Source organism: Moraxella nonliquefaciens, from assembly GCF_001679005.1.
In the GTDB taxonomy this organism is placed as follows: domain Bacteria; phylum Pseudomonadota; class Gammaproteobacteria; order Pseudomonadales; family Moraxellaceae; genus Moraxella; species Moraxella nonliquefaciens.
In genome coordinates this window covers 33,478-55,864 of the sequence record NZ_LXTW01000003.1, presented here as the reverse complement: position 1 = coordinate 55,864, position 22,387 = coordinate 33,478, and the positions used below count along the sequence as shown (strand labels likewise).

Here is a 22,387-nt window from a genome sequence, read left to right as displayed (position 1 = left end):
AAATGGCTAAATTGTGCAAAATTTTAGATAAGCTTATCCACTGCCAACAGTGTCCGCCCCATGTATTTGCCATCAAATAAAGCAAATAAATCACCAAACATGGTGCTGTCGGTCAGCCAATACTTCTCCATACTCATCATCAGCACAGGTTCATCATAAGCGTATATCCCCCACAGGTTGGGGCGTTGCCATGTAGGGATGCTTAGTTTTTGGTAGAGTTTTTTGCCGCCCAGCTTGGTAGAGCCAATTTGGGTCTGACCATCTTTATCCACATAGCCCTCACAGACCCAAACCCACTCATCACGAGTGATGGGTTTGATATAAGCCATTTTATCCATCAACAACTCATAAAGACCATCATGACACTCTAAAAAAATGGCAAATGTGGCGTTTTTTTTTAAAATCATCTTAGATGATGTTAGGGGTATTTTATCATCACTCATTTTGTCTTGTAATAACAAAAATAAATCATGATGATGGCGATACAAAGTGTCTTTATAACGACATAACACAATCGCCGTATTATCCATATTCTCATCAATACCGCCTTGCCAAAAAATCTTTGTGCTATGGTCGCCATCGGTGCGAGCAGTGAGAGCCATGGTGTCGCTCATGGTTTGATAACTGGGTGCTAAGGGCTTATCCCCTTGCACAAAAAACCGCACTACCGCTGACTGTTCAAATACCAATAATGTGCGTAACGCCTGAATGTCCAAACAGTCCACAAAAGGGGTGTGGTTGTTGGTGCTGGTAGAAGTGCATTTTTTAAATAAATCAAAGACAGTCTTATTCATGAGCAAATGAGCGTCATTCATGAGATGGGCAGTACGAGCAATGTTTTGGCGAACCTTTGGATTTAGGGCACTCAGACGTGGCAAGATGTCATTGCGTATGAGATTACGAGCGTTATCGGTTGTCTCATTGGTTGGGTCATCCACATAAGCCAAGGCATGGGCATGGGCAAATGCACTGATCTGATGCCGAGATATGCCAAGCAAGGGGCGATGTATGCTAAGCTTACGCCCTTGTATCGTCTTGGTCTGCCATACTCTCATGCCTGACAAACCCTGCACGCCTGCCCCATTAATGAGTCGCATGAGTACCGTCTCAGCTTGGTCGTCAGCGTGATGAGCCACGAGTAACACGCCATCATCTGCCATCGCCCCAGCCAGTGCCTGATAACGGGCAGTGCGTGCTGTTGTTTCGTTTTTTTTGGTCAAGGTCAAGGGTAGGATTTGCCAGTTGAAACCATGCTCATCCGCCCATGCCCCAACCAATTTCGCCCAGTCATCATTTGCTTGCTGCATGCCATGATGCACGTGTAGCAATGTAGGCAGTTTTTCTAATTTGCCTCTCTGATAAAGCAAATAACACCCATAGGCCAAAACAAGCGAATCTCGCCCACCACTGCACGCCAAATATAGCGGATACGGCAAATCACTTAGGGCAGTTAAGGCAGATAAAATGGGGCAGGCACTCATCTATATCACCACGTCCATCACCACGTCCGCCAAATTACCCTTCTGTTCAAGCCACGCCCTACGATCAGATGCTCGTTTTTTTGCCAAAAGCATGTCCATGACACTGTTGGTGCTTGCAAAATCATCAATATCAAGCTGTACCAAACGGCGAGTATCAGGATTCATGGTCGTCTCACGCAAATGCTCAGGATTCATCTCACCTAAGCCTTTAAAGCGAGTGATTTGTGGCTTACCCTTTGAGCTGACCCTTTTTAAAATGGCGTTTAGCTCATCATCATCTAGGGCATAATGCACCTCTCTACCAATGTCAATGCGATAAAGTGGTGGCATGGCAACAAATAAATGCCCTGCCTGTACAAGCGAGCGAAAATGCTTCACAAACAACGCACAAATCAGCGTGGCAATATGTAGGCCATCTGAGTCTGCATCCGCCAAAATACAGATTTTTTCATAGCGTAATTCAGACAAATCATCAGACGCTGGGTCTACGCCAATAGCAATGGCAATGTCATGTATCTCTTGATTGGACAAAACTGTATCATGTAAGACCTCCCATGTGTTTAGGATTTTGCCACGCAAGGGCAGTATCGCCTGAAAATGGCGGTCTCGGGCTTGTTTGGCTGACCCGCCTGCACTGTCGCCCTCCACCAAAAACAGCTCCGCTCCGTCTTTAAATTCGCCCTTACAATCGGCCAATTTGCCAGGCAAGGCAGGCCCTTGGGTGATTTTTTTGCGAGCAACTTTTTGGGCGGATTTCAGTCGCCTGCCAGCTTTACTGATGGCAAGCTCAGCAATGGTCTTGGCGGTATCAGGATGAGCGTTTAACCACAGACTAAATGCGTCTTTGGCAAGGGTTTGCACCAATGGGGATGCTTCACGGCTTGATAGGCGTTCTTTGGTTTGACCACTAAACTGTGGTTCGGCAAATTTTAAGGACAAAATATAATTGACCCCATCCCACACATCATCGGCGGTCAGACGAACGTTTCTGGGCAAAAGGCTGTGAATCTCACAAAACTCACGCAAGGCATCTGTAATGCCTGTGCGAAGTCCATTGACGTGCGTGCCACCTTGTGCGGTAGGGATAAGGTTAACATAACTTTCACAAATGGGCGTGCCAGACTCAGGCAGCCACGCTATGACAAAAGTAGCCCCACCACGCTCGCCCTCTGTCGGTTCTTGACTAAAATAAAATGGCGTATCAGGAATAATGGCAAGCTCACCTAACTGTTCACTAAGATAGTCTACCACACCGTCCGTGTATTGCCAACTTTGACTGTCATCAGGGTTAATTTCACTGATGAAATTAATTTTTAACCCTGCTGATAAGACGGCTTTGGCTTTTAGGTTGTGTTTTAGAGACTTGATGGAAAATTTGGGATTGTCAAAATACTGTTCATCCACCCAAAATCTCACCTGTGTCCCACGTTTTTTCTTGGTGGGGGATGGCGTTTGGGTTAAGGCAGTTGTCGCCACGCCATGCTCAAAATTCATCTGATGCTGTATGCCATCTCGCCATACGATGACCTTGACACGCTTAGACAAAGCATTGACCACACTGATGCCCACACCATGCAAACCACCACTGATGGCATAATTGTCCGTGCTAAACTTACCCCCTGCGTGTAGGCGTGTCAAGATAAGTTCCACGCCTGACTGCCCAAATTCAGGATGAATGTCGGTAGGCATGCCCCGCCCATCATCAAGCACCGACAGCGAGCCATCTAAGTGCAAAGTAACAGTGATATGCCTAGCATGCCCTGCCAAAGCTTCATCCACCGAGTTATCAATAACTTCTTGGGCAAGATGGTTGGGGCGTGTTGTGTCCGTATACATGCCGGGGCGACGGCGGACAGGTTCTAACCCTTCTAGGACTTCTAGGTTTTGAGTGGTGTAATTGGTCATTGTACTTTTATGGATAAACAAAAGGGGTATTGTAACCGATTTTGGCGGAGATTTAAAATGATGATTTATCATCCCATCATTTTTATCCAACAAAAAAGGCACGAACTTCGCACCTTTTTTATCATCACTTTAACGCAAATGCTTTTAACGCAAACTGTGCAAAAAGTGCATGTGGCGATGATACTGGCTCACAATGTCATTGATGACCCCTTCACTGCTCCATCCCATAATGTCATAATCCTGCCCACCTTCACCCAAATGCACCTCGGCACGGTAATAGGTCTGGGTGTCGTCATCACTTGCGGTACTGGTTGTGTCATCATCGCTGTGGACAAATTCAGGTTGGGCGTGGCTTGATAGACTGACTTTATAAACAAAGTCAATCTCACTGCCATGATTGGTCAGCAGCACCACACTGCCTGATTTTTCATTTAATACCCGAGCATCCACGCCCAATCCTTGTAGCTCTGTTGCCACGTCTTGACACGCCTGCTTGACAGTTGTGTCAATAAAACGACTCACCGCCCCACGGCTTGGGAAGTTCATGATGACATGCAATCTTTCACGCCACACACCACTGCCTTGGGCAGGTAAGGGCAGGCTTAGATTTTGTTGTAGGATTTCTTGTTTTTGGGCGTCCACGTTTAGAGCCTTTAACAGCCCATACATGGCAATCATCAGCACCGTAACAAAGGGCAATGCACTGGCGATTGCCATGGTTTGTAGTGCCCCAAGACCGCCAGCGAGCAGTAAAGCGATGGCCACCACACCTGCCCCGATTGACCAAAACAGGCGATAACGCACCCCACGACTGCCCTTACCATGTGAACAAAGCATGTCCATGACGAGCGCCCCAGAGTCTGCTGATGTGATAAAAAACACGATAATCATGGCAAGTGCCACATGGCTAAACAATCCTGACATGGGAAGCTGTTCTAAAAAGGCAAACAAAGACAGCGACACATCTTTATTAATCACATCGCCCAGTATGGTGTTGCCTTGATTTAAAATCATGTCAATGGCGGAGTTGCCAAATACGGTCATCCACAAAAAAGTAAACCCCGCAGGAACAAACAGCACCCCAAGTATGAATTCACGAATGGTACGCCCACGAGAGACACGAGCGATGAACAAACCCACAAACGGCGCCCAACTTAGCCACCAACCCCAATACAAAATCGTCCAACCACCGAGCCAATCGGTTTTGTTATAGGCATATAAATTAAAAGTTAAGCCAACAATATTTGAGATGTATGAGCCAACATTTTGAACATAGGCTTGCATCAAAAATACCGTTGAGCCACCCAATAACACAAAGAGCAGCAACACAACCGCCAAACCCAGATTAAGCTCAGAGAGCATTTTTACGCCCTTATCAAGCCCTGAGATGACCGATACTGTTGCCAGTGCACAAATGATGGCAATCAAAATCACCTGACTGGTTGTCCCCACAGGGATGGATGAGAACATATGATTTAACCCTGTATTGACCTGTAACGCACCATAGCCTAACGACGTTGCCAAACCAAAGAGCGTCCCTACCACCGCAAACACATCTACCGCATGACCGATAGGGCCGTAGATTTTATCTCCGATGAGTGGATACAAAGCCGAACGCAAGGTAAGTGGCAGATGATGCCGATAAGCAAAAAATGCCAAAATCAAAGCCACTACCGCATACACCGCCCAAGCATGCAAGCCCCAATGAAAAAAGGTAAGTCGCATGGCTTGACGAGCAGCATCTACCGTACTGCCATCCCCATGTGGTGGGTTTAAAAAATGCATGACAGGTTCTGCCACACCAAAAAACATAAGCCCAATGCCCATGCCTGCCGAAAAGAGCATGGCAAACCATGAAAAATTGCTATAATCAGGGCGAGAATGGTCAGGGCCCAGCTTGATGTTACCAAGTTTTGACAATCCCAAATACACGCTAAACAATAAAATAATCGCCACCGTCAGCACATAGTACCAACTGGCATTATCTACAATCACCGATTGCACCGCTTTAAAGGTCTTATCTGCAAGCTCGGGCAATAAAACAGCAAACAAGCTAATAAAGGTAATCAATCCTGCTGATGTCAAAAACACAGGCATGTTCAGTCCATGTTTGTGTTTTTTGGGTGTAGACGTACTCATATTACACTCCTATGATATGGTAGTGCAATAAAATATGGATAAACAATAACCCAGTAAAAAGACTGATGAGATACATCAGTCCTATTCATATTTGATTGCACCAATGACGTTCATTTTGAACAAAATCTGTCCAAAATTTGTTAATATCCGAAAGATTGTAACACAATTTAGCCAAAAAATAAAATTTGCTTAGGAATTAGTATCATTTACACAAAAAAGACCGCCCATAAAGACAGTCTTTTTACCAAACCAGCATTTAAGAGTTAAGAATAATGCACCACCGAACGGATTGACTCACCTTGGTGCATTAAATCAAAAGCGTCATTGATTTGCTCTAATGGCATGGTGTGCGTAACAAAAGGCGATAAGCGGATTTTGCCACTCATGGCATCCTCTACCATTTGGGGTAATTGGCTGCGACCTTTGACGCCACCAAATGCCGTGCCTTTCCATGTTCTGCCTGTAACAAGTTGGAAAGGACGGGCAGAAATCTCCTCTCCTGCCCCTGCCACACCAATAACCACCGACTGCCCCCAACCACGATGAGCCGACTCCAACGCTGCACGCATGACATTCACATTACCAATACATTCAAAAGTGTGGTCAACGCCCCATTTGGTCATCTCAATGAGTACCTCTTGGATTGGTTTATCAAAATCTTTTGGGTTTAGGCAGTCGGTTGCCCCAAATTCTTTTGCCAACGCAAATTTTTCAGGGTTGGTGTCAATGGCAAAAATCCGCCCAGCACTCGCTTGTTTTGCCCCTTGAATGACTGCCAAACCAATACCACCCAAGCCAAACACTGCCACAGAGTCGCCTGCCTGCACTTTGGCGGTGTTATGCACCGCACCAATGCCTGTTGTTACCCCACACCCTAGCAAACAGACTTCTTGGGGGTTGGCATCGGGGTTGATTTTGGCAAGTGATACATCAGCAACCACCGTGTATTCGCTAAATGTAGAACAGCCCATATAATGATAAATCGGTTTGCCCTCATATGAAAAACGGCTAGTACCGTCTGGCATCACGCCCTTGCCTTGTGTGGCTCGCACAGAAACACATAGGTTGGTTTTGTCAGACTGGCAAAACAGACACTCACCACATTCTGCTGTATAAAGCGGAATGACGTGGTCGCCAACGGCAACACTTGTTACACCCTCTCCTACCTCTACCACCACGCCCGCTCCTTCATGCCCAAGTACGGCAGGAAATAGCCCCTCTGGGTCAGCACCTGATAAGGTAAAGGCATCTGTGTGGCACACGCCTGTGTGAGTGATTTTGACCAAAACCTCACCTTTTTTGGGGCGTTCTACGTCAATTTCTACAATTTTTAAGGGTTCGTTGGGGGCAAATGCCACCGCTGCACGAGATTTAATGGTGTTCATAATGGATACCTAATGATAAAAATGGTAAATATTAAATGCAAAGTGATCAATCAATCAACACTATTCCACAAACTTCACAACCTGTTCAAAAGTTTTGCGTGCTTTGGGCTTAATCTCTTTATCACGATAGCCAAATGTTACCATGACCGACACCGCCCACTCATTTGGGTCAAACAAACCCTCGTCTGCCAAAAGCTGGTTCACCTCCTTGTAAGCAAAACCTTCAATCGGGCAAGAGTCCACCCCAATCATGGCAGCCCCTGTCATCATATTGGCAAGTGCGATGTAGGTTTGCTTGCTTGCCCAGTCATACAGACTGCGTTCGGTGTCTAAGATGGCGATGTCTTGTTCTTGGAATTTTTGGTACACCTCCAATGCCTTGGCACGGTCATCACCCATAAGCCCTCGTCTGTCCATGATTTCACCAAAATAAGGCGTGTCATAACGGGCGTTTTTCTTGGCAAGTATGGCAACGATATGACTGGATGTTTCCATGGTCGGAATGCCCCAGCAGTAAGGCTTTAACTTTTGGCGTAAATCGGCATTTTGTAACACCAAAAATTGCCAAGGTTCAGAACCTACCGAGCTTGGGGAGAGTCGCCCCATTTCCAAAATGGCATTAAACTCATCGGCAGGGATTTTACGGCTACCGTCATACGAACGGGTAGAAGCACGGCGATGAAAGGCGTTTAAAACGTCATCTTTGTTAAAAAATTGCATGGTTGAACTCCAAAATAATGAATGATTATGACAATGTATCTAAACACGATTTAAGCATGATTAAACAGCCCAAATCGCCCAAAAATACCGTTCATTGCTGAAAAATTTACATAAACCCACGCTCATATTGCCTTGGCACAAACTGCACCTCTTTGCCATCTGAGCGGTTTTGCTGATACTGGGCGTTTAGCACCCAATATGGGTCTCGAAGCAGCCCACGACCTATCGCCACAAGGTCGGCATCGCCCACGCCAAGCACATGGTCAGCCACGGCAGGGTCATCTAGCATGCCCACAGCAATCACAGGTTTGCCTGTGGCGTGTTTGACCTTACGAGCCAGCTCCACTTGATAGCCTGCAAAAAATTCGGGGTGCTTGCCTGCACACAGTACGCCGTCTCCACCACCGCTTACATCAAACACGTCCGCCCCTGCGTCCGAGAAGCGTTTGGCGACTTGTACGCCATAATTGCTGTCAAAGCCGTTTTCGCCATATTCTTGGGCGGAAATTCGCACAATTAGGGGCATTTCAGACGGCATCACTTTGCGGGCAGCCTGAATGATTTGTTCGCCAAATAGCATTTTGTCTTGACCATATTCGTCCGTACGCTGATTGGATTTGGGCGAGTAGAATTGATGAATCAAATAACCGTGGGCGGCGTGAAGCTCAATCGCATCAAAGCCTGCATTCACCGCTCTTTTGACAGAGTCGGCAAATGCTTGCACCAATGCTTTTATCTCATCAATGCTCAGCTGTCTTGGGGTGATGAGATTTTGCCCAGCATAGTCAAGCTCACCATAATGAATGGCAGACGGGGCAACGGCATTTGGCTCATCTTGGGCTTTACGGCCTGCATGGGCGATTTGAATGCCAATTTTCGCCCCTTGTGCATGCACGCTGTCCACCAATTTTTTAAACGCTTGTTCTTGCTCATCATTCCAAAGCCCCAAACAGTTTGCCGTAATGCGGCCATTGGCAGCGACATTGGTCATCTCAACGATAATGAGGCCCACACCGCCCACCGCTCGGCGGTGTAATGGAGCAAATGCCAGTCATTTGGCACACCGTCCGTGGCAGAATATTGGCACATTGGGGGCATGACAATGCGGTTTTTTAGTTCAAGGTTTTTTAGGCTGATGGGGTTTAGGATTTTGCGAAATGTTGCCATGATTGTCCTATTGTTTTAGATGCTAATCGTTTTAGATGCTAAGTTATTTTGATACTAAATTTTAGATGCTGATATTTTAAAAAAAATTGTGTTATTATTTCAAATTGATTATTTTAATATGTGCTTATCAATATGGCTGATATCACCACTCACATTTTCCGACCAGATAACATTAGATTTCCTGCAAAACCCCTTTCATGTTACAATACCCTAATGAACCATGAAGTATCTACGCACTTATCTGATGAAAAGCTCAAACGCCCAGTTGGCTTTAAACGAGAAGTCTTTAATAATAGCTTGCTTGTTTAAAACAAACACAAGCGACCATACATCAAAGGGGCAGCAGAAAACTTAAAATTGGCATGCTAAATCTATTAATGGCAACCTTACAGTATCTTAAGGAATATCGCACCTATGAGCAGATAGCCGTTGACTTTGGCATACACGAAGGCACCCTTATCCATAAAAGCCATTAGTACAAGAAGCCAAAGACTATAATACACTGCTGTCTAAACCATGGGTTAAAGTAAAACATATCTTTGCCAAGTTTACAGCTTTTAAAATATTAAGAACCACTATCGTAAATCATTGGTAAGATTTTAACTTAAGGTGAAGCTTGTTTTGGGTGGATTGGGTGGTTTTTCAGAAAGTTTACTGGAATGTCTGATTCTAATGATCGATAACTGGTCTCAACATATCGAAATTAGCCCCAAATAAGCTTATAGATAACAAATAACACATTCTATTACAAGGTAATCCCATGAGTAGCCACAAAATTGAAAATAACCTTGAGAAAATCATAGCCAATTTAAACAAAGATGAATTTATCTATGAATTTTTGATTGCCTATGACATCAGTAAATCCGTAGTCACTCGTCTAAAAAAAGGTGACCAAAATCGCTCCAAACGAGAAGATGAAGTGCTATATGCCAAAAAAATCATATTTCGTATTGAAGATGAAAATAATCTTTTAAACGCCATTGATGACATTGCACAAGATGCAGGCGTACTAAAGCATAGCCCACGCTTTGCTATTATGACTGATTTTAAGCGTTTAGTTGCTAAAGATCTTAAGCTTGGCAAGACATTAGATATTGAGTTGAAGGAATTGCCGAAGCACTATGACTTTTTTCTACCGCTTGCAGGAAGTGAGGTTTATCATTCAGCCAATGATAATGAGGCAGATAGAAATGCTGCTTATAAAATGGCAACACTATATGACCATTTGATTGAAGAAAATCCTGATATCTATCAGTCAAAAGAACAAATTCATCATTTGAATGTATTTTTATCACGGTTGCTATTTTGTTTTTTTGCTGAAGATACAGGCATTTTCCCCGATGATAGTATTTTTACCAATACATTAGTTCAACATACTGATGACAGCGGTAAGGATACCCATGTATTTTTGGATAAGCTATTTGCCAGATTGGATTCCCAAGATACAACAGGCTTACCTGAGTTTTTGGCTAAATTCCCTTATGTCAATGGAGGCTTGTTTCAAGATAAGATTTCATCACCAAAATTTTCTGCAAAAGCACGCAAAATCTTGGTGGAGCTTGGCGAATTGCAATGGAAAAATATCAATCCTGATATTTTCGGCTCAATGATTCAAGCTGTAACGACTGGCGTGGATAGAAGTAAGCTTGGGCAACACTATACGTCTGTACCAAACATATTAAAGCTTATCAAGCCTTTGTTTCTTGATGAGTTTTATGAAGAGCTTGAGAAAGCAAATACGATTAATCAGCTTTTTAAGCTACAAAATCGTATTGCAAATACCAAGTTCTTTGACCCAGCATGTGGTAGCGGAAATTTTTTGATTATTACTTACAAAGAGCTTCGAGTGCTTGAAATTGAGATTATCAAGAAAATTATTGAGCTTTCAAATGATGCTATGCCCAATGCTTTTGCCTCACAGATTAATATTTCTCAATTTTATGGTATTGAGATTGATGATTTTGCTCATGAAGTGGCGATTTTATCACTATGGCTTGCTGAACATCAAATGAATATTATCTTTGAAGAACGGTTGTTTGAGTATGCAGAAGTGGCTTCGATATTACCGTTAAAATCTGTTGGTAATATTCAACAAGGGAATGCTACTAAAATTAGTTGGGGAAAAGTATGTCCAATCAGTAATTCTGATGAAGTGTATATTATTGGTAACCCGCCGTATCTTGGTGCTAGACTTCAAAATAAATCTCAAAAAAATGATATGAAACGCATTTTTGATTCCACATCAATTGCTTTTAATAACCTTGATTATATAGCCTGCTGGTTTTATCTCGCCACAAAATATATTCTTAATCAGAATGCAAAATTTGCTTTTGTTACGACAAACTCAATCAATCAAGGTGAGCAAGTTGCTATCTTATGGCCTCATTTGCTAAAAAATAATATTGAAATTAATTTTGCATACCCTTCCTTTAAGTGGACAAATAATGCCAAAGGAAATGCAGGCGTTACCGTTTCAATTGTATCCTTGCGAAGTAACTCAAATTCAGAAAAGTATATTTTCAAACAAAATGCATCAAATATCATACATAAAATAGTTGCTAAAAATATCAATGCATATTTAATTGATGGCAAGGATATATTTATAAAACCTAGGGTTAACGCCATTTCTAATTTGCCTGAAATTAATTTCGGTAGCATGGCAAATGATGGAGGTAACTTATTACTGTCAGAAGAAGAAAAAGATGATTTATTATCATCAAATCCAGAGGCTGCACCATATATCAAAAAACTTGTTGGTGCATTGGAATTTATTAGAGGTGTAAATAAATTCTGTATATGGATTGAAGATAATGAGTTGCAAAATACGTTAACCATTCCACCGATTGCAGAAAGAGTTAAGAAAACCCAAGAAGTAAGATTGGCAAGTAAAAGATCTTCAACTCAGGTATTGAGCGAAATACCACATAAATTTGCGGAAATTAGATATTTTCCAACAGACTCTATCTTTATTCCAAGCGTTTCCTCTGAACAGAGAGAATATATACCAATGGGATTTTTGGGAGTGGATAATATTATTGTCGCTCCTAATTTTGCTATGTATTATGCCCAACCTTGGCATTTTGCAGTGGTTACCAGTCGTATGCACATGGTTTGGGTTAGAGCAGTTGGTGGAAAGCTAGAAACTCGCTATAGATATTCAGCAAAACTATGCTACAACACGTTCCCATTTCCAAAAATTGACAAGAAACAAGAAGAATTATTAGCTCAATATGTATTTGATATTCTTGATGCTCGAGCTAATCATATCGGTAAAACATTGGCGTGGATGTATAACTCTCAAACTATGCCCTCTGACCTAAGAAAAGCTCACCAAGCACTCAATGAAGCCATCGAAAAATGTTACCGCTTACAACCATTTAACAGTGATAGTGAGCGACTAGAATATCTTTTTAAACTCTATGAAAAAATGATTAGCGAAGAAGAAACAAAAAGCAAAAAATAAGATGGTTTTAAACCATATTGCCATATTCCACAAAGGTATCAAAGACACACCATCTTATGACGAGTCTTTGATAATCTCTATTGTATTAAATTTCGAAAATTATATTCCGTTAGATATAAAAAATTCACCTTTTCAAAGGATAAAAAATGCCAGACTTTTTTAAAGCCGAATATCAACAAACAGGTTTAAGCAAAAAAACTGATGACCAAGGCATGCGTGAAATGCAACAAATTGCATTCAAAGCAAACTCAGCCCAATACCTACTTATCAAAGCCCCACCTGCATCAGGTAAGTCACGAGCTTTGATGTTTATTGCACTTGAAAAACTACAAAACCAAGGCATAAAAAAAGTCATTGTTGCAGTGCCTGAACGCAATATTGGTGCGTCATTCAAGGCAACAGCTTTATCCAAAGATGGCTTTTTTGCTGATTGGACACCAAATCCTCATTATAACCTTTGTACATCAGGCTCAGAAAAAAGTAAGGTATCAGCACTCCTTGAATTCTTGGATTCTGATGAAAAAATCTTGATTTGCACCCATGCCACATTTCGATTCGCCTGTGATGAACTAGATGCAAAACAATTTAATGACTGTCTGATTGCAATTGATGAATTTCATCATGTCTCAGCTGACGGCGATAACCGACTTGGTGAAGTCATGAAGAATATCATGGCAAAATCAAATGCCCATATCGTTGCCATGACAGGTTCATACTTTAGAGGTGATAACGTACCAGTATTATTGCCTGAAGATGAAATTAAATTTACCAAAGTCACTTATAACTATTATCAACAATTAAATGGCTATGAATATCTAAAATCATTAGGCATTGGCTATCACTTTTATACTGGCCGCTATTTCAAAAAACCATTTGATAAAGACATATCAGCATTGGCAGAAATTCTTGATGCCACTAAAAAGACTATCATTCATATTCCCAACGTTAATGCCAATGAATCATCCAAAGATAAAATGGCAGAAGTTGGTCATATCATTGATGTTCTAGGAGATGTGGATTACCAAGACCCTGATACAGGCGTTATTTATGTCAAAAACGCCCAAACTGGCAAAACATTGAAGATTGCAGATTTGGTCAATGACGAGCTAAAAGAGCGAGAAAAAATATCAACTTATTTGCGTACCCATGCGATGGATGATATGGATGCGATTGATATCATCATCGCTTTAGGTATGGCAAAAGAGGGTTTTGACTGGCCATTTTGTGAACATGCACTTACAATTGGTTACCGTGGCTCATTAACTGAAATTATCCAAATTATCGGTCGAGCAACTCGAGATAGCTCAAACAAAACCCATGCTCAATTTACCAACTTGATAGCAGAACCTAATGCAGAGGGAACAGAGGTCAAAATAGCCGTAAATAACATGCTAAAAGCGATTACAGCGTCTTTGCTAATGGAGCAGGTACTTGCCCCTAACTTTAACTTTAAACTCAAATCTGAAGATGAGAATGAGGCTGAGAACGATAAGAAAAATGATGACGAGAACACTATTCGTGTCCGAGGATTTAAAACACCAACCTCTCAACGTGCCAAAGATATTATTGAGCAGGATTTGAATGATTTAAAAGCCAAAATATTGCAAGACAATACCATGCTCAAGGCGATGCCTGGGAATGTTGAGCCTGAAGTTATTAATAAAGTCCTAATTCCCAAAATTATTAAAGAAATCTATCCTGACTTGAATGATGAAGAGGTTGAGACTGTAAGACAACACGTTGTACTTGATTCTGTCGTTAAAAATGGTGAAATTGTTGAACAAGCTGATAAAAAGTTTATCAGAATGGCAAACAGCTTTGTTAATATTGATGATATTCATATCGATTTGATTGACCAAATCAACCCTTTCCAAAAAGCTTTCGAGATACTATCCAAGGCGATTACAACCAAAACATTAAAATTAATTGATGACCACATTCAATCTATCAAAGTAGAAATGACCGAAGAAGAAGCACTGTTACTTTGGCCTAAAATAGTTGAATATCGTGAACGAACAGGTGAGTTACCTAATTTACAGTCATTTGACCCAAAAGAAAAGCGAATGGCAGAAGCTATCGTATTTTTAAGAGAGCTAAAACGTAAACGTCAAATGGATGAAAATTAAGGATAATTTATTATGTCAGATAAAAAATTAACGATAGATGATATATTGAATGATGACACATTTGGTATTTTGGATACCAAAGCTAAGGCTACACAAGTCAAAACTGATGAAGACCGCCTAATTGATGAGTTCGAAGAAATTAATGTCTTCCTTGATAGCAATCATCGTGAGCCAAGTCAAGGTAGTATGTCTGAATACTCTTTGATGGCTAGACTTAAAAAAGTTCGCAATGACGACAATATCAAAAAGATACTAAAACCATTTGATAGACACAATCTGTTAGGTTGTGTAGAAATCAACACGCCCACATTAGACAATGTTCTAAATGATAATTCAGGGATTCTAGATACATCAGATGACCTGTCTATTTTTAAATATCGTCATATCCCCAAAGAAGAAGATAGAGCCAAAACCGACTTTATGGCAAAACGCAAACCACTGGGTGATAGAGAATTTGCTCCCTACGAAAAAATGTTTCATAAAGTACATCAAGAAATTAAGGATGGTAAAAGAAAGATAATAGAGTTCAAAAACGTTGATAATGAGCTGGAAGCTGGTAGGTTTTATTTCATTGACGGGGTCATGATTTACTTGGAAAGTACCGAGGTTAGCCGTAAAGATTCCAATTTAAGAAGCTCCATGATAAATAGAAAGGATGGCAGAACTAGAACTATTTTTGAAAATGGGACTGTCAGCAATATGTATTATCGTTCTGTAAGTAAAGCAATCTATAACGGAGGCGCAAAGATGGTCTCTGAACTGGATAGAGCAGAACAATTAGATGCTTTCGATACTACCGAAAACATAAATGATGAAGATAAATGCTCAGGTTGGATATACATTTTAAAATCAAAGTCTCAGCGACCAGAAATTAAAGATATTAAAAATCTTTATAAAATAGGCTTTTCTAGCACGCCAGTTAAAGAGCGTATTAAGAATGCTAAAAATGAAGCGGCATATCTTTATGATGATGTAGCAATTGTAGAAACTTATCAAATTTATAATTTGAATGCTAAAAAATTTGAGCAGTTAACTCATAGGGTATTTGCTTCTGCTTGTTTAGATATTGAATTTGATACCAAAGATAATCTACGAGTAAATCCTCGGGAATGGTTTGTTGTACCCAAAAATGTGATTGAAGAAGCTATCCAGTTAATTGCCAGTGGAGAGATTGTTAATTATAAATTTAATAATGAACTTCAACTATTGGTTCAAAGAACAGTAGACTAAAAGTATTGATTAATGGACTGGGTATCATTTGTGGTTAAATATCAAAATAAAGAAGAATGGGCTTTTGAATAAATGGTCTATCTGTTTTTTTGTGGTGAATTTGATAATCACATTGGCTTATTTAGATAAACTTCCTACAAAACCCCTTTCATGTTACAATACCCTAATGAACCATGAAATATCCACACTTATCTGATAAAAAGTTCAAACGCCTAGTTGGTGTTAAACGAGAAGTCTTTAATAATAAGCTTGCTTGTTTAGAACAAGCACAAACGACCATACATCAAAGGGGCAGCAGAAAACTTAAAATTGGCATGCTAAATCTATTAATGGCAACTTTACAGTTGTATTCTGGCAAGCAAAAGTGTCATACAGCCAAAGTACAGTGTATCATCAATCATCACAAGGCAATCTTATAAGTAGACACTAGCATCATTCAAATACATGACTTTAGGTTGTTTAAATTAACACACCCAGACTTAAAAAAGCTAAGTTTATCCTAGCAGACAGTGGTTATCAAGACATAAAACACATACATACCAATGCCTTTACCTCATTAAAAGCAACCAAGAAATATCCATTGGTATAAGAAGCCAAAGGCTATAATACATTGCTGTCTAAACCATGGGTTAAAGTAGAACACATCTTTGCTAAGTTTAAAGCCTTTAAAATGTTAAGAACCACCTATCGTAAATCATTGGCAAGATTTGAACTTAAGGTGAAGCTTGTGTTTGGGTAGATTGGGTGGTTTTGTGGGATGTCTAATATGTGCTTATCAATATGGCTGATATCACTACTCACATTTACCGACCAAATAACATTAACATAACACTGATTAACATAACACTGACAGACAACATTGATAAACAGCATTGATAAACAGCATTGATATTTTCATTGATTTTTTAAAAAGCACTGAGCGTGTGATATGACCGATATCCGAACCCTAGACCTAAATCTATTAAAAGCCTTTGTTATCTTGCTGGACGAATGCAACGTCAGCCGTTCAGCACAGCGACTGTCCATCACCCAACCTGCGATGAGTGGGATTTTAAATCGCCTGCGAGAGAGTTTTAATGACCCGTTATTTGTGCGGGTTCAGCACGGTATGCAGCCCACAGATAGGGCGATTGAGCTTGGGCATGTCGCTCGGCGTGTCTTGCAGGACGTAAATTCCATGCTCGCCCCGCCCAAACTAGAACCTGCCAATTTGTCCATGACCTTACGCATTGGGGCGATGGATTATGTGCAACAAATCATCGCTTTGCCCTTGATTTTAAGGCTAAGACGGCTTGCTCCGAATGTCAAAGTTGCCTTATTGCCTGTGCAAGGGCAAAACATCAAGACTTTGTTTGATAAAAACACCATTGATTTGGCACTGGTTGGGCAGCATCATATCAGTGATGACATGCCTCAAATGCGATTATATGAAGAGCATTATGTTTGTGTGATGAGCAAAATGCACCCCATGGCAAACACCGCTTTAACGCTTGATGAGTTTTGCAAATTGCCCTTTGCCATGCTCTCTTATAATGGTGGTGAGTTTCGTGGAGCTACTGACATTGCCTTACAAAAGTTGGGGCGAAAACGCAAAGTGATGGTGTCGGTAGACCATATCTCGCTACTGCCACAGCTGTTGAATGATTCAGATTTGGTGGCGGTATTGCCCAAGCACCTTGCCCAAAGATTGCCAAATGTACGCCTACAAAATCCACCCATCGCCATTGATGGTTTTACCATCACGATGACATGGCACGAACGCACCGAACACGACATGGCTCATCGCTGGCTGAGAAATATTGTGCTTGATGTGATGAAATCGGATAAAGTGGTCAGTCAGTCATAAGATAGAATACTTTTTTGCCTTTGGCATTTGCATTTGCATGAAAAAATCCAACCAAATCAGGACAATCACCCTACCCACTCTTATTTTTTCACCCCTACTCTTTGATGGGTGAATTTTTTAAAATATCCGTCAAAAGTTGCCAATATACCGCCACGCTCGCCACATTCACCGCTTCATCGGGTGAGTGAGCATTGATGATTGTAGGGCCTATGGAGACGATGTCCATGTCAGGATAATTTTTCTTAATCAATCCACATTCTAGCCCTGCATGAATGACCTTGATGGTTGGTTCATGACCTAAAATATCAGCATACAAGCGTGAGGTGATAGATGTAATGGTAGAGTTGGGGTCATAATTCCATCCCACATAATCACCATCAAACGTCGCTTTTGCCAAAGCCAAATCTGCCACACTTTGCAAAGTACTTATCACGCCTTGTTTGCCAACATGAGTAAGTGAGCGTATGAGTAAGGTCGCCACAAGCTTGCCATTTGCCACGCCCAATACCCCAAATGACAATGAAGTTTCTACCACATCGGCGATGTTATCACTGTATCGCACCACACCAGATGGCAGCACATTAATGAGATTTATCAGGGTTTGGCTGTTTTGGATGAATTGGGCAGGCTGCTCGGCTGTGTCTGCTGTGATGGACAAATTAGGTTCAGCTGCACCAATCTCACTTTTTATGTCATTGATGATATCAGATAATTTTGCCAAAAATTGCTCTTTGTTCGCTTCATCCATCACAAGCAGTGCCGTACTCTCTCGGGCAATGGCATTTCTTAGCGAACCGCCTTTGATATCAGCAACTTTAAAATCACACGTCCGTGATAACATCGCCAACACTCGCCCCAAAAGTTTGATGGCGTTTGCACGGTTTTTGTGAATGTCCACGCCCGAATGCCCACCCTTTAAACCCTTGATGGTCAAACTCATCGCGCTGCCATGGTTGTTATCCACATAATTTACAGGCAATGCCAAATCAGCATCCACACCCCCAGCACAGCCCACATAAATCTCGCCCATCTCCTCGGTGTCGGTATTGACCATGATGGGGGCGGTCAGCACGCCTGCTTGCAAGCCCATCGCCCCCACCATGCCCGTCTCTTCGGTCATGGTCAGTAGCACCTCAATGTCAGGATGAACCACCGACTCATCACTTAGCACCGCCAAACAGCTTGCCATGCCAATACCATTATCGGCCCCAAGCGTGGTATCGGTCGCTTTTATCCATGCCTTGTCATCGCTAAATTGCATGATGATGGGGTCTTTGGTAAAATCATGGTTTGTGTCAGCATTGGCTTGGGGAACCATATCCAAATGGGCTTGCAGAGCAATCGGTGTACGGTTTTGCATGCCATCTGTGGCAGGTTTTTTAATGATGACATTGCCAACCTCGTCACGCCAAACAACAAGTCCATGAGAGCTTGCCCATGCTACGATGTAGGTCGCCATCGCTTCTTCGTGATAAGATGGATGGGCAATGCTACAAATCTGAGCAAACCACCGCCAAAGCTCGCTTGGAGCAAGCTCTTGGATGACAGACAAGTTATGAGTTAGGGCAATCTGATTTGGCACGGATACTCCTTTTGGGGTGTTTAAAGTGATTTAGGTCGTTAAAATACGTGGTTGGGGGATACTCATCATTGATGATATTTTTATAAGTACGATAAAAATTTAGGGCGTAACCACCTTTGGCATTTACCATCAAAAATACCAAACCTAAGCCACGCCCTACTTATGATGACAGGTTGCATGCTCATCTTATTAGGCATGCTCATATCGCCTGCGTCCGTTTGATAAGCCATGCCTTAGCACGACCATCCACACGTCCAATAAGCTCATCATGAACACGCTTATGGTAGTCATTAAGCCAGCGTTTTTCTTGTTCGTTTAAAAGCTCTGGCAATATCAAACGAGTATCAAACGGACATAAGGTCAAATCTTCAAATTTTAAAAACTCACCAAACTCACTTTGGGATGCCTTGACCGCCACCACCAAATTTTCAAGGCGTATGCCCCATTTACCCTCACGGTAGAGTCCTGGTTCATTACTGGTTATCATGCCCTCGCTTATGATGCGTTCGGGCGTAACGGGGGCGGTGCGTGAGATGACCTGCGGGCCTTCGTGAACATTTAAAAAATAACCCACACCATGCCCTGTCCCATGCCCATAATCTAGCCCCTGTTGCCACAGCTGATTGCGGGCTAAAACGTCCAGCTGCATGGATGGTATGTCTTTTGGAAAATGAGCGCTTGCCAGAGCAATATGAGCCTTTAACACATAGGTAACATCACGCTTTTCATCATCGCTGATTTGTCCTATGCCTGCCATACGGGTAATGTCGGTTGTGCCATTTTTGTACTGAGCCCCCGAATCAATAAGCAAAAGACCATTGCCATCTAAATACGCAAAACGCTCATCTGTCGCCCGATAATGCACAATCGCCCCATTGGCACAAAATCCTGCAATCGTATCAAAACTTGCCGAAACATGGTTAGGCTGACAACCTCTGGCATGCTCTAACATGACATCAATGTCAAGCTCAGACACACGCTCACCTTGGGCAAGTTTATCTTCTAGATTGGCAAAAAACTCGCACAACGCTACACCATCTTGACGCATGGCTTCACGCACATGATTTAGCTCTTTATCAGACTTTATGGCTTTTAAGATGGTACTAGGATTGAGCGCTTTTGTGAGTGTGGCAGATTGTGGCAGATGGGCAAGCGTACCAACCGCTACTTTGGCAGGGTCAAACAGCAGAGCATCCACATCATCTAAACTTTGTGCCACGCTGTCATAATGAGCCACATCAATGCCTGCTGCATCTAGGGCAGATTTGGCGGCATCTGTGAGCTTATCATCATGGACAAATAAAGTAGCCGTGTCGGTTGTGATGAGTAAATGTGATAAAAACACAGGGTTAAAATTCACATCCGCCCCACGCAAATTGGTAAGCCATGCAACATCATCAAGACTACTGATGAGATGGTGCGTTGCTCCTTTTTGGGTCATGACCTTACGCACTTGGGTGAGTTTTTGTTTAGCACTGGCATCAACGAACGCTGCATCGTGCACATCAATGGCGGCATTAGGCAGGCTTGGGCGGTCTTGCCAAATCTGCCCTAAAACATCGGCATCAATGACAAGTTGTATGCCATGCTCATCAAAGGCCTGGTTTAGGTTGTCAAACTCTGTCATGGACAATACCGAGCCGTCTATCGCCACCTTTGCCCCATGTGGCAGATTATCCGCCAAAAATTTGGCATAAGTGGGATGAGCTTGCTCCATTTTTTGTAATGCTATGCCCGTACCATCAAGCTCTATGGGGGCTTGCACCCAATAACGACTGTCTGTCCACACCCCTGCAAAATCCTGCGTAATAACCAATGTCCCAACTGACCCTGTAAAACCAGACAACCACGCCCGGCCTTGCCAATACACAGGTAAGTACTCAGACATATGTGGGTCAGCAGATGGTATGATAAGGGCGGACAATCCATCTTTGGCAAGCATCTTTCGTACTTCAAGCACACGAGTGCGACGAACATCGGATGGTGTTTTGTGAAAGTCGGTCATGGTTTTTTCCTAAATAGTGATATCCTTGTCTATTTTACACCTAAGCCATGCCAGATACAACATTTTGACGTTTTATGTTAAAATAAACCCTTTATCCATCATCCATGACCAACACACCCCCACATGATTTTTCCGCCTACGCCAATCGCATTCGCACCTTGCGTGTCGTTGCCCTAGCCCTATCCGCCTTCATTTTTAACACCACAGAATTCATCCCCATCGCCTTGCTCTCTGACATTGGGGCAAGTTTTGGTATGCCTGCCCACAAAGCAGGCATGATGATGACTGTGTATGCGTGGATTGTGGCATGCTTATCCTTGCCTGCCATGCTCATAACCGCTAAGATGGAACGCAAAAAGTTACTCATGGGCTTATTCACCATCTTTATCATCAGTCATATCATGACCGTACTTGCTGGCAGTTTTTTTGTGTTACTCATCGCTCGGGCGGGGGTGGCACTGGCTCATGCGGTATTTTGGTCAATCACGGCAAGTTTGGTGGTGCGTGTCGCCCCCAAAGGCAGACAGACCACTGCCTTGGGCATGCTTGCCACAGGTTCGGCATTGGCGACTGTGTTGGGATTACCGCTTGGGCGGATGCTGGGGGAATATTTTAGCTGGCGGACGACATTTGGGATGATTGGAGCGATTGCTTTTATCGCCATGATGGGACTTTGGTGGATTTTGCCAAAACTGCCCAGTCGTAACGTGGGCAATTTATCCGATTTGATACTCATCATCAAAAACAAATCCTTAATCGCCGTCTACCTCATGTTAGCCTTAACCATAACGGCACATTTTAGTGCTTATGGTTATATTGAACCGTTTGTGTTACAGATCAATGCGTCTAGCCCAACCTATGCCACGGCAGTACTGTTCATCTTTGGTTTGGCGGGGATTATGGCAAGTGTGCTGTTTGGGCGCTTTTATGAGCATTTTGAACAAGGATTTTTATGGCTGGCGATGATTGGCATGCTGGTTAGTCTTATGCTGATGCTGACATTGGCAGGTCATGTCGCACTGTGGACAGCACTGGCGATGCTGTGGGGCGTGAGCATAACGGCTGTTGGTTTGGTGTTACAACTTTACACCCTAAAACTTGCTCCACACGCCACAGATGTCGCCATGAGTCTATTTTCAGGGATTTATAACATTGGCATTGGTGGTGGCACGTTGCTTGGGAGTATGGTCATCGCCCATCAAGCCCTAGGACTGACCATGATAGGTTATGTTGGGGCGGCTGTGATGTTACTGGCGATACTGGTACATGGGGTAAGTGTCAAAATGACACATTAATCAATTAATCAATAAAAACAAAACACCCCTTATCAGACAGACA

General features: G+C 42.5%; 15 protein-coding genes and 1 pseudogene. 7 read left to right on the top strand and 9 right to left on the bottom strand.

What is annotated here, in order from left to right; all coding sequences use genetic code 11:
- Nucleotides 1–23 precede the first annotated feature (23 nt).
- The 6 genes and pseudogenes from tilS to A7456_RS01410 all read right to left on the bottom strand — a co-directional run bounded on the left by tilS (nucleotide 24) and on the right by A7456_RS01410 (nucleotide 8,797).
- Nucleotides 24–1,481, bottom strand: coding sequence for a tRNA lysidine(34) synthetase TilS (gene tilS / locus A7456_RS01435; RefSeq protein WP_067006834.1), 1,458 nt, complete (start codon nucleotides 1,479–1,481; stop codon nucleotides 24–26).
- A complete protein-coding gene (gene parE / locus A7456_RS01430) occupies nucleotides 1,482–3,386 on the bottom strand; it encodes a DNA topoisomerase IV subunit B (protein WP_067007355.1) in 1,905 nt (634 codons plus the stop codon).
- A gap of 144 nt (nucleotides 3,387–3,530) precedes the next feature.
- Nucleotides 3,531–5,525 carry a BCCT family transporter gene (locus tag A7456_RS01425; protein ID WP_066891681.1) on the bottom strand — a complete coding sequence of 665 codons (1,995 nt, stop codon included), beginning with the start codon at nucleotides 5,523–5,525 and terminating at the stop codon, nucleotides 3,531–3,533.
- A gap of 263 nt (nucleotides 5,526–5,788) precedes the next feature.
- A complete protein-coding gene (locus tag A7456_RS01420; protein WP_067007352.1) occupies nucleotides 5,789–6,901 on the bottom strand; it encodes an S-(hydroxymethyl)glutathione dehydrogenase/class III alcohol dehydrogenase in 1,113 nt (370 codons plus the stop codon).
- 69 nt (nucleotides 6,902–6,970) lie between these two features.
- On the bottom strand, nucleotides 6,971–7,630 hold the full coding sequence (locus tag A7456_RS01415) for an NAD(P)H-dependent oxidoreductase (protein WP_067006831.1): 660 nt from the start codon (nucleotides 7,628–7,630) through the stop codon (nucleotides 6,971–6,973).
- A 106-nt stretch (nucleotides 7,631–7,736) separates the two neighbouring features.
- Nucleotides 7,737–8,797: pseudogene (locus A7456_RS01410) on the bottom strand (NADH:flavin oxidoreductase/NADH oxidase).
- A gap of 362 nt (nucleotides 8,798–9,159) precedes the next feature.
- On the opposite strand from A7456_RS01410, the gene A7456_RS10835 reads away from it, so the two are divergent.
- The 6 genes from A7456_RS10835 (at nucleotide 9,160) to A7456_RS01385 (ending at nucleotide 17,462) form a co-directional block, all read left to right on the top strand.
- Nucleotides 9,160–9,273 (top strand): transposase family protein, encoded by a 114-nt coding sequence (locus tag A7456_RS10835; protein ID WP_082995379.1) that lies wholly within the window; start codon nucleotides 9,160–9,162, stop codon nucleotides 9,271–9,273.
- A gap of 284 nt (nucleotides 9,274–9,557) precedes the next feature.
- Nucleotides 9,558–12,260, top strand: coding sequence for a class I SAM-dependent DNA methyltransferase (locus A7456_RS01405; protein ID WP_067006828.1), 2,703 nt, complete (start codon nucleotides 9,558–9,560; stop codon nucleotides 12,258–12,260).
- A 146-nt stretch (nucleotides 12,261–12,406) separates the two neighbouring features.
- On the top strand, nucleotides 12,407–14,386 hold the full coding sequence (locus tag A7456_RS01400; protein WP_067006825.1) for a DEAD/DEAH box helicase: 1,980 nt from the start codon (nucleotides 12,407–12,409) through the stop codon (nucleotides 14,384–14,386).
- A gap of 12 nt (nucleotides 14,387–14,398) precedes the next feature.
- Complete coding sequence (locus A7456_RS01395; RefSeq protein ID WP_067006822.1) at nucleotides 14,399–15,616, top strand: GIY-YIG nuclease family protein; 1,218 nt, start codon at nucleotides 14,399–14,401, stop codon at nucleotides 15,614–15,616.
- A gap of 173 nt (nucleotides 15,617–15,789) precedes the next feature.
- The gene (locus A7456_RS01390; protein ID WP_067006819.1) at nucleotides 15,790–16,035 is read left to right on the top strand and encodes a hypothetical protein; all 246 of its coding nucleotides are present in this window, start codon (nucleotides 15,790–15,792) and stop codon (nucleotides 16,033–16,035) included.
- Between the two features lie 509 nt (nucleotides 16,036–16,544).
- Nucleotides 16,545–17,462 (top strand): LysR family transcriptional regulator, encoded by a 918-nt coding sequence (locus A7456_RS01385; protein WP_067006816.1) that lies wholly within the window; start codon nucleotides 16,545–16,547, stop codon nucleotides 17,460–17,462.
- 94 nt (nucleotides 17,463–17,556) lie between these two features.
- Here the strand turns inward: A7456_RS01385 and A7456_RS01380 are convergent, their stop codons facing one another.
- The 3 genes from A7456_RS01380 to A7456_RS01375 form a co-directional block, all read right to left on the bottom strand.
- Nucleotides 17,557–19,044, bottom strand: a complete 1,488-nt coding sequence (locus A7456_RS01380) for an aminoacyl-histidine dipeptidase (RefSeq protein ID WP_198455350.1) — start codon at nucleotides 19,042–19,044, stop codon at nucleotides 17,557–17,559.
- Nucleotides 19,016–19,174 (bottom strand): hypothetical protein, encoded by a 159-nt coding sequence (locus A7456_RS11310; protein WP_158512457.1) that lies wholly within the window; start codon nucleotides 19,172–19,174, stop codon nucleotides 19,016–19,018. Before A7456_RS11310 ends, A7456_RS01380 begins: the two co-directional genes overlap by 29 nt.
- 69 nt (nucleotides 19,175–19,243) lie before the next feature.
- Nucleotides 19,244–21,049, bottom strand: coding sequence for an aminopeptidase P family protein (locus A7456_RS01375; RefSeq protein ID WP_067006814.1), 1,806 nt, complete (start codon nucleotides 21,047–21,049; stop codon nucleotides 19,244–19,246).
- A 104-nt stretch (nucleotides 21,050–21,153) separates the two neighbouring features.
- On the opposite strand from A7456_RS01375, the gene A7456_RS01370 reads away from it, so the two are divergent.
- The gene (locus A7456_RS01370; RefSeq protein WP_066886172.1) at nucleotides 21,154–22,344 is read left to right on the top strand and encodes a sugar transporter; all 1,191 of its coding nucleotides are present in this window, start codon (nucleotides 21,154–21,156) and stop codon (nucleotides 22,342–22,344) included.
- Nucleotides 22,345–22,387 lie beyond the last annotated feature (43 nt).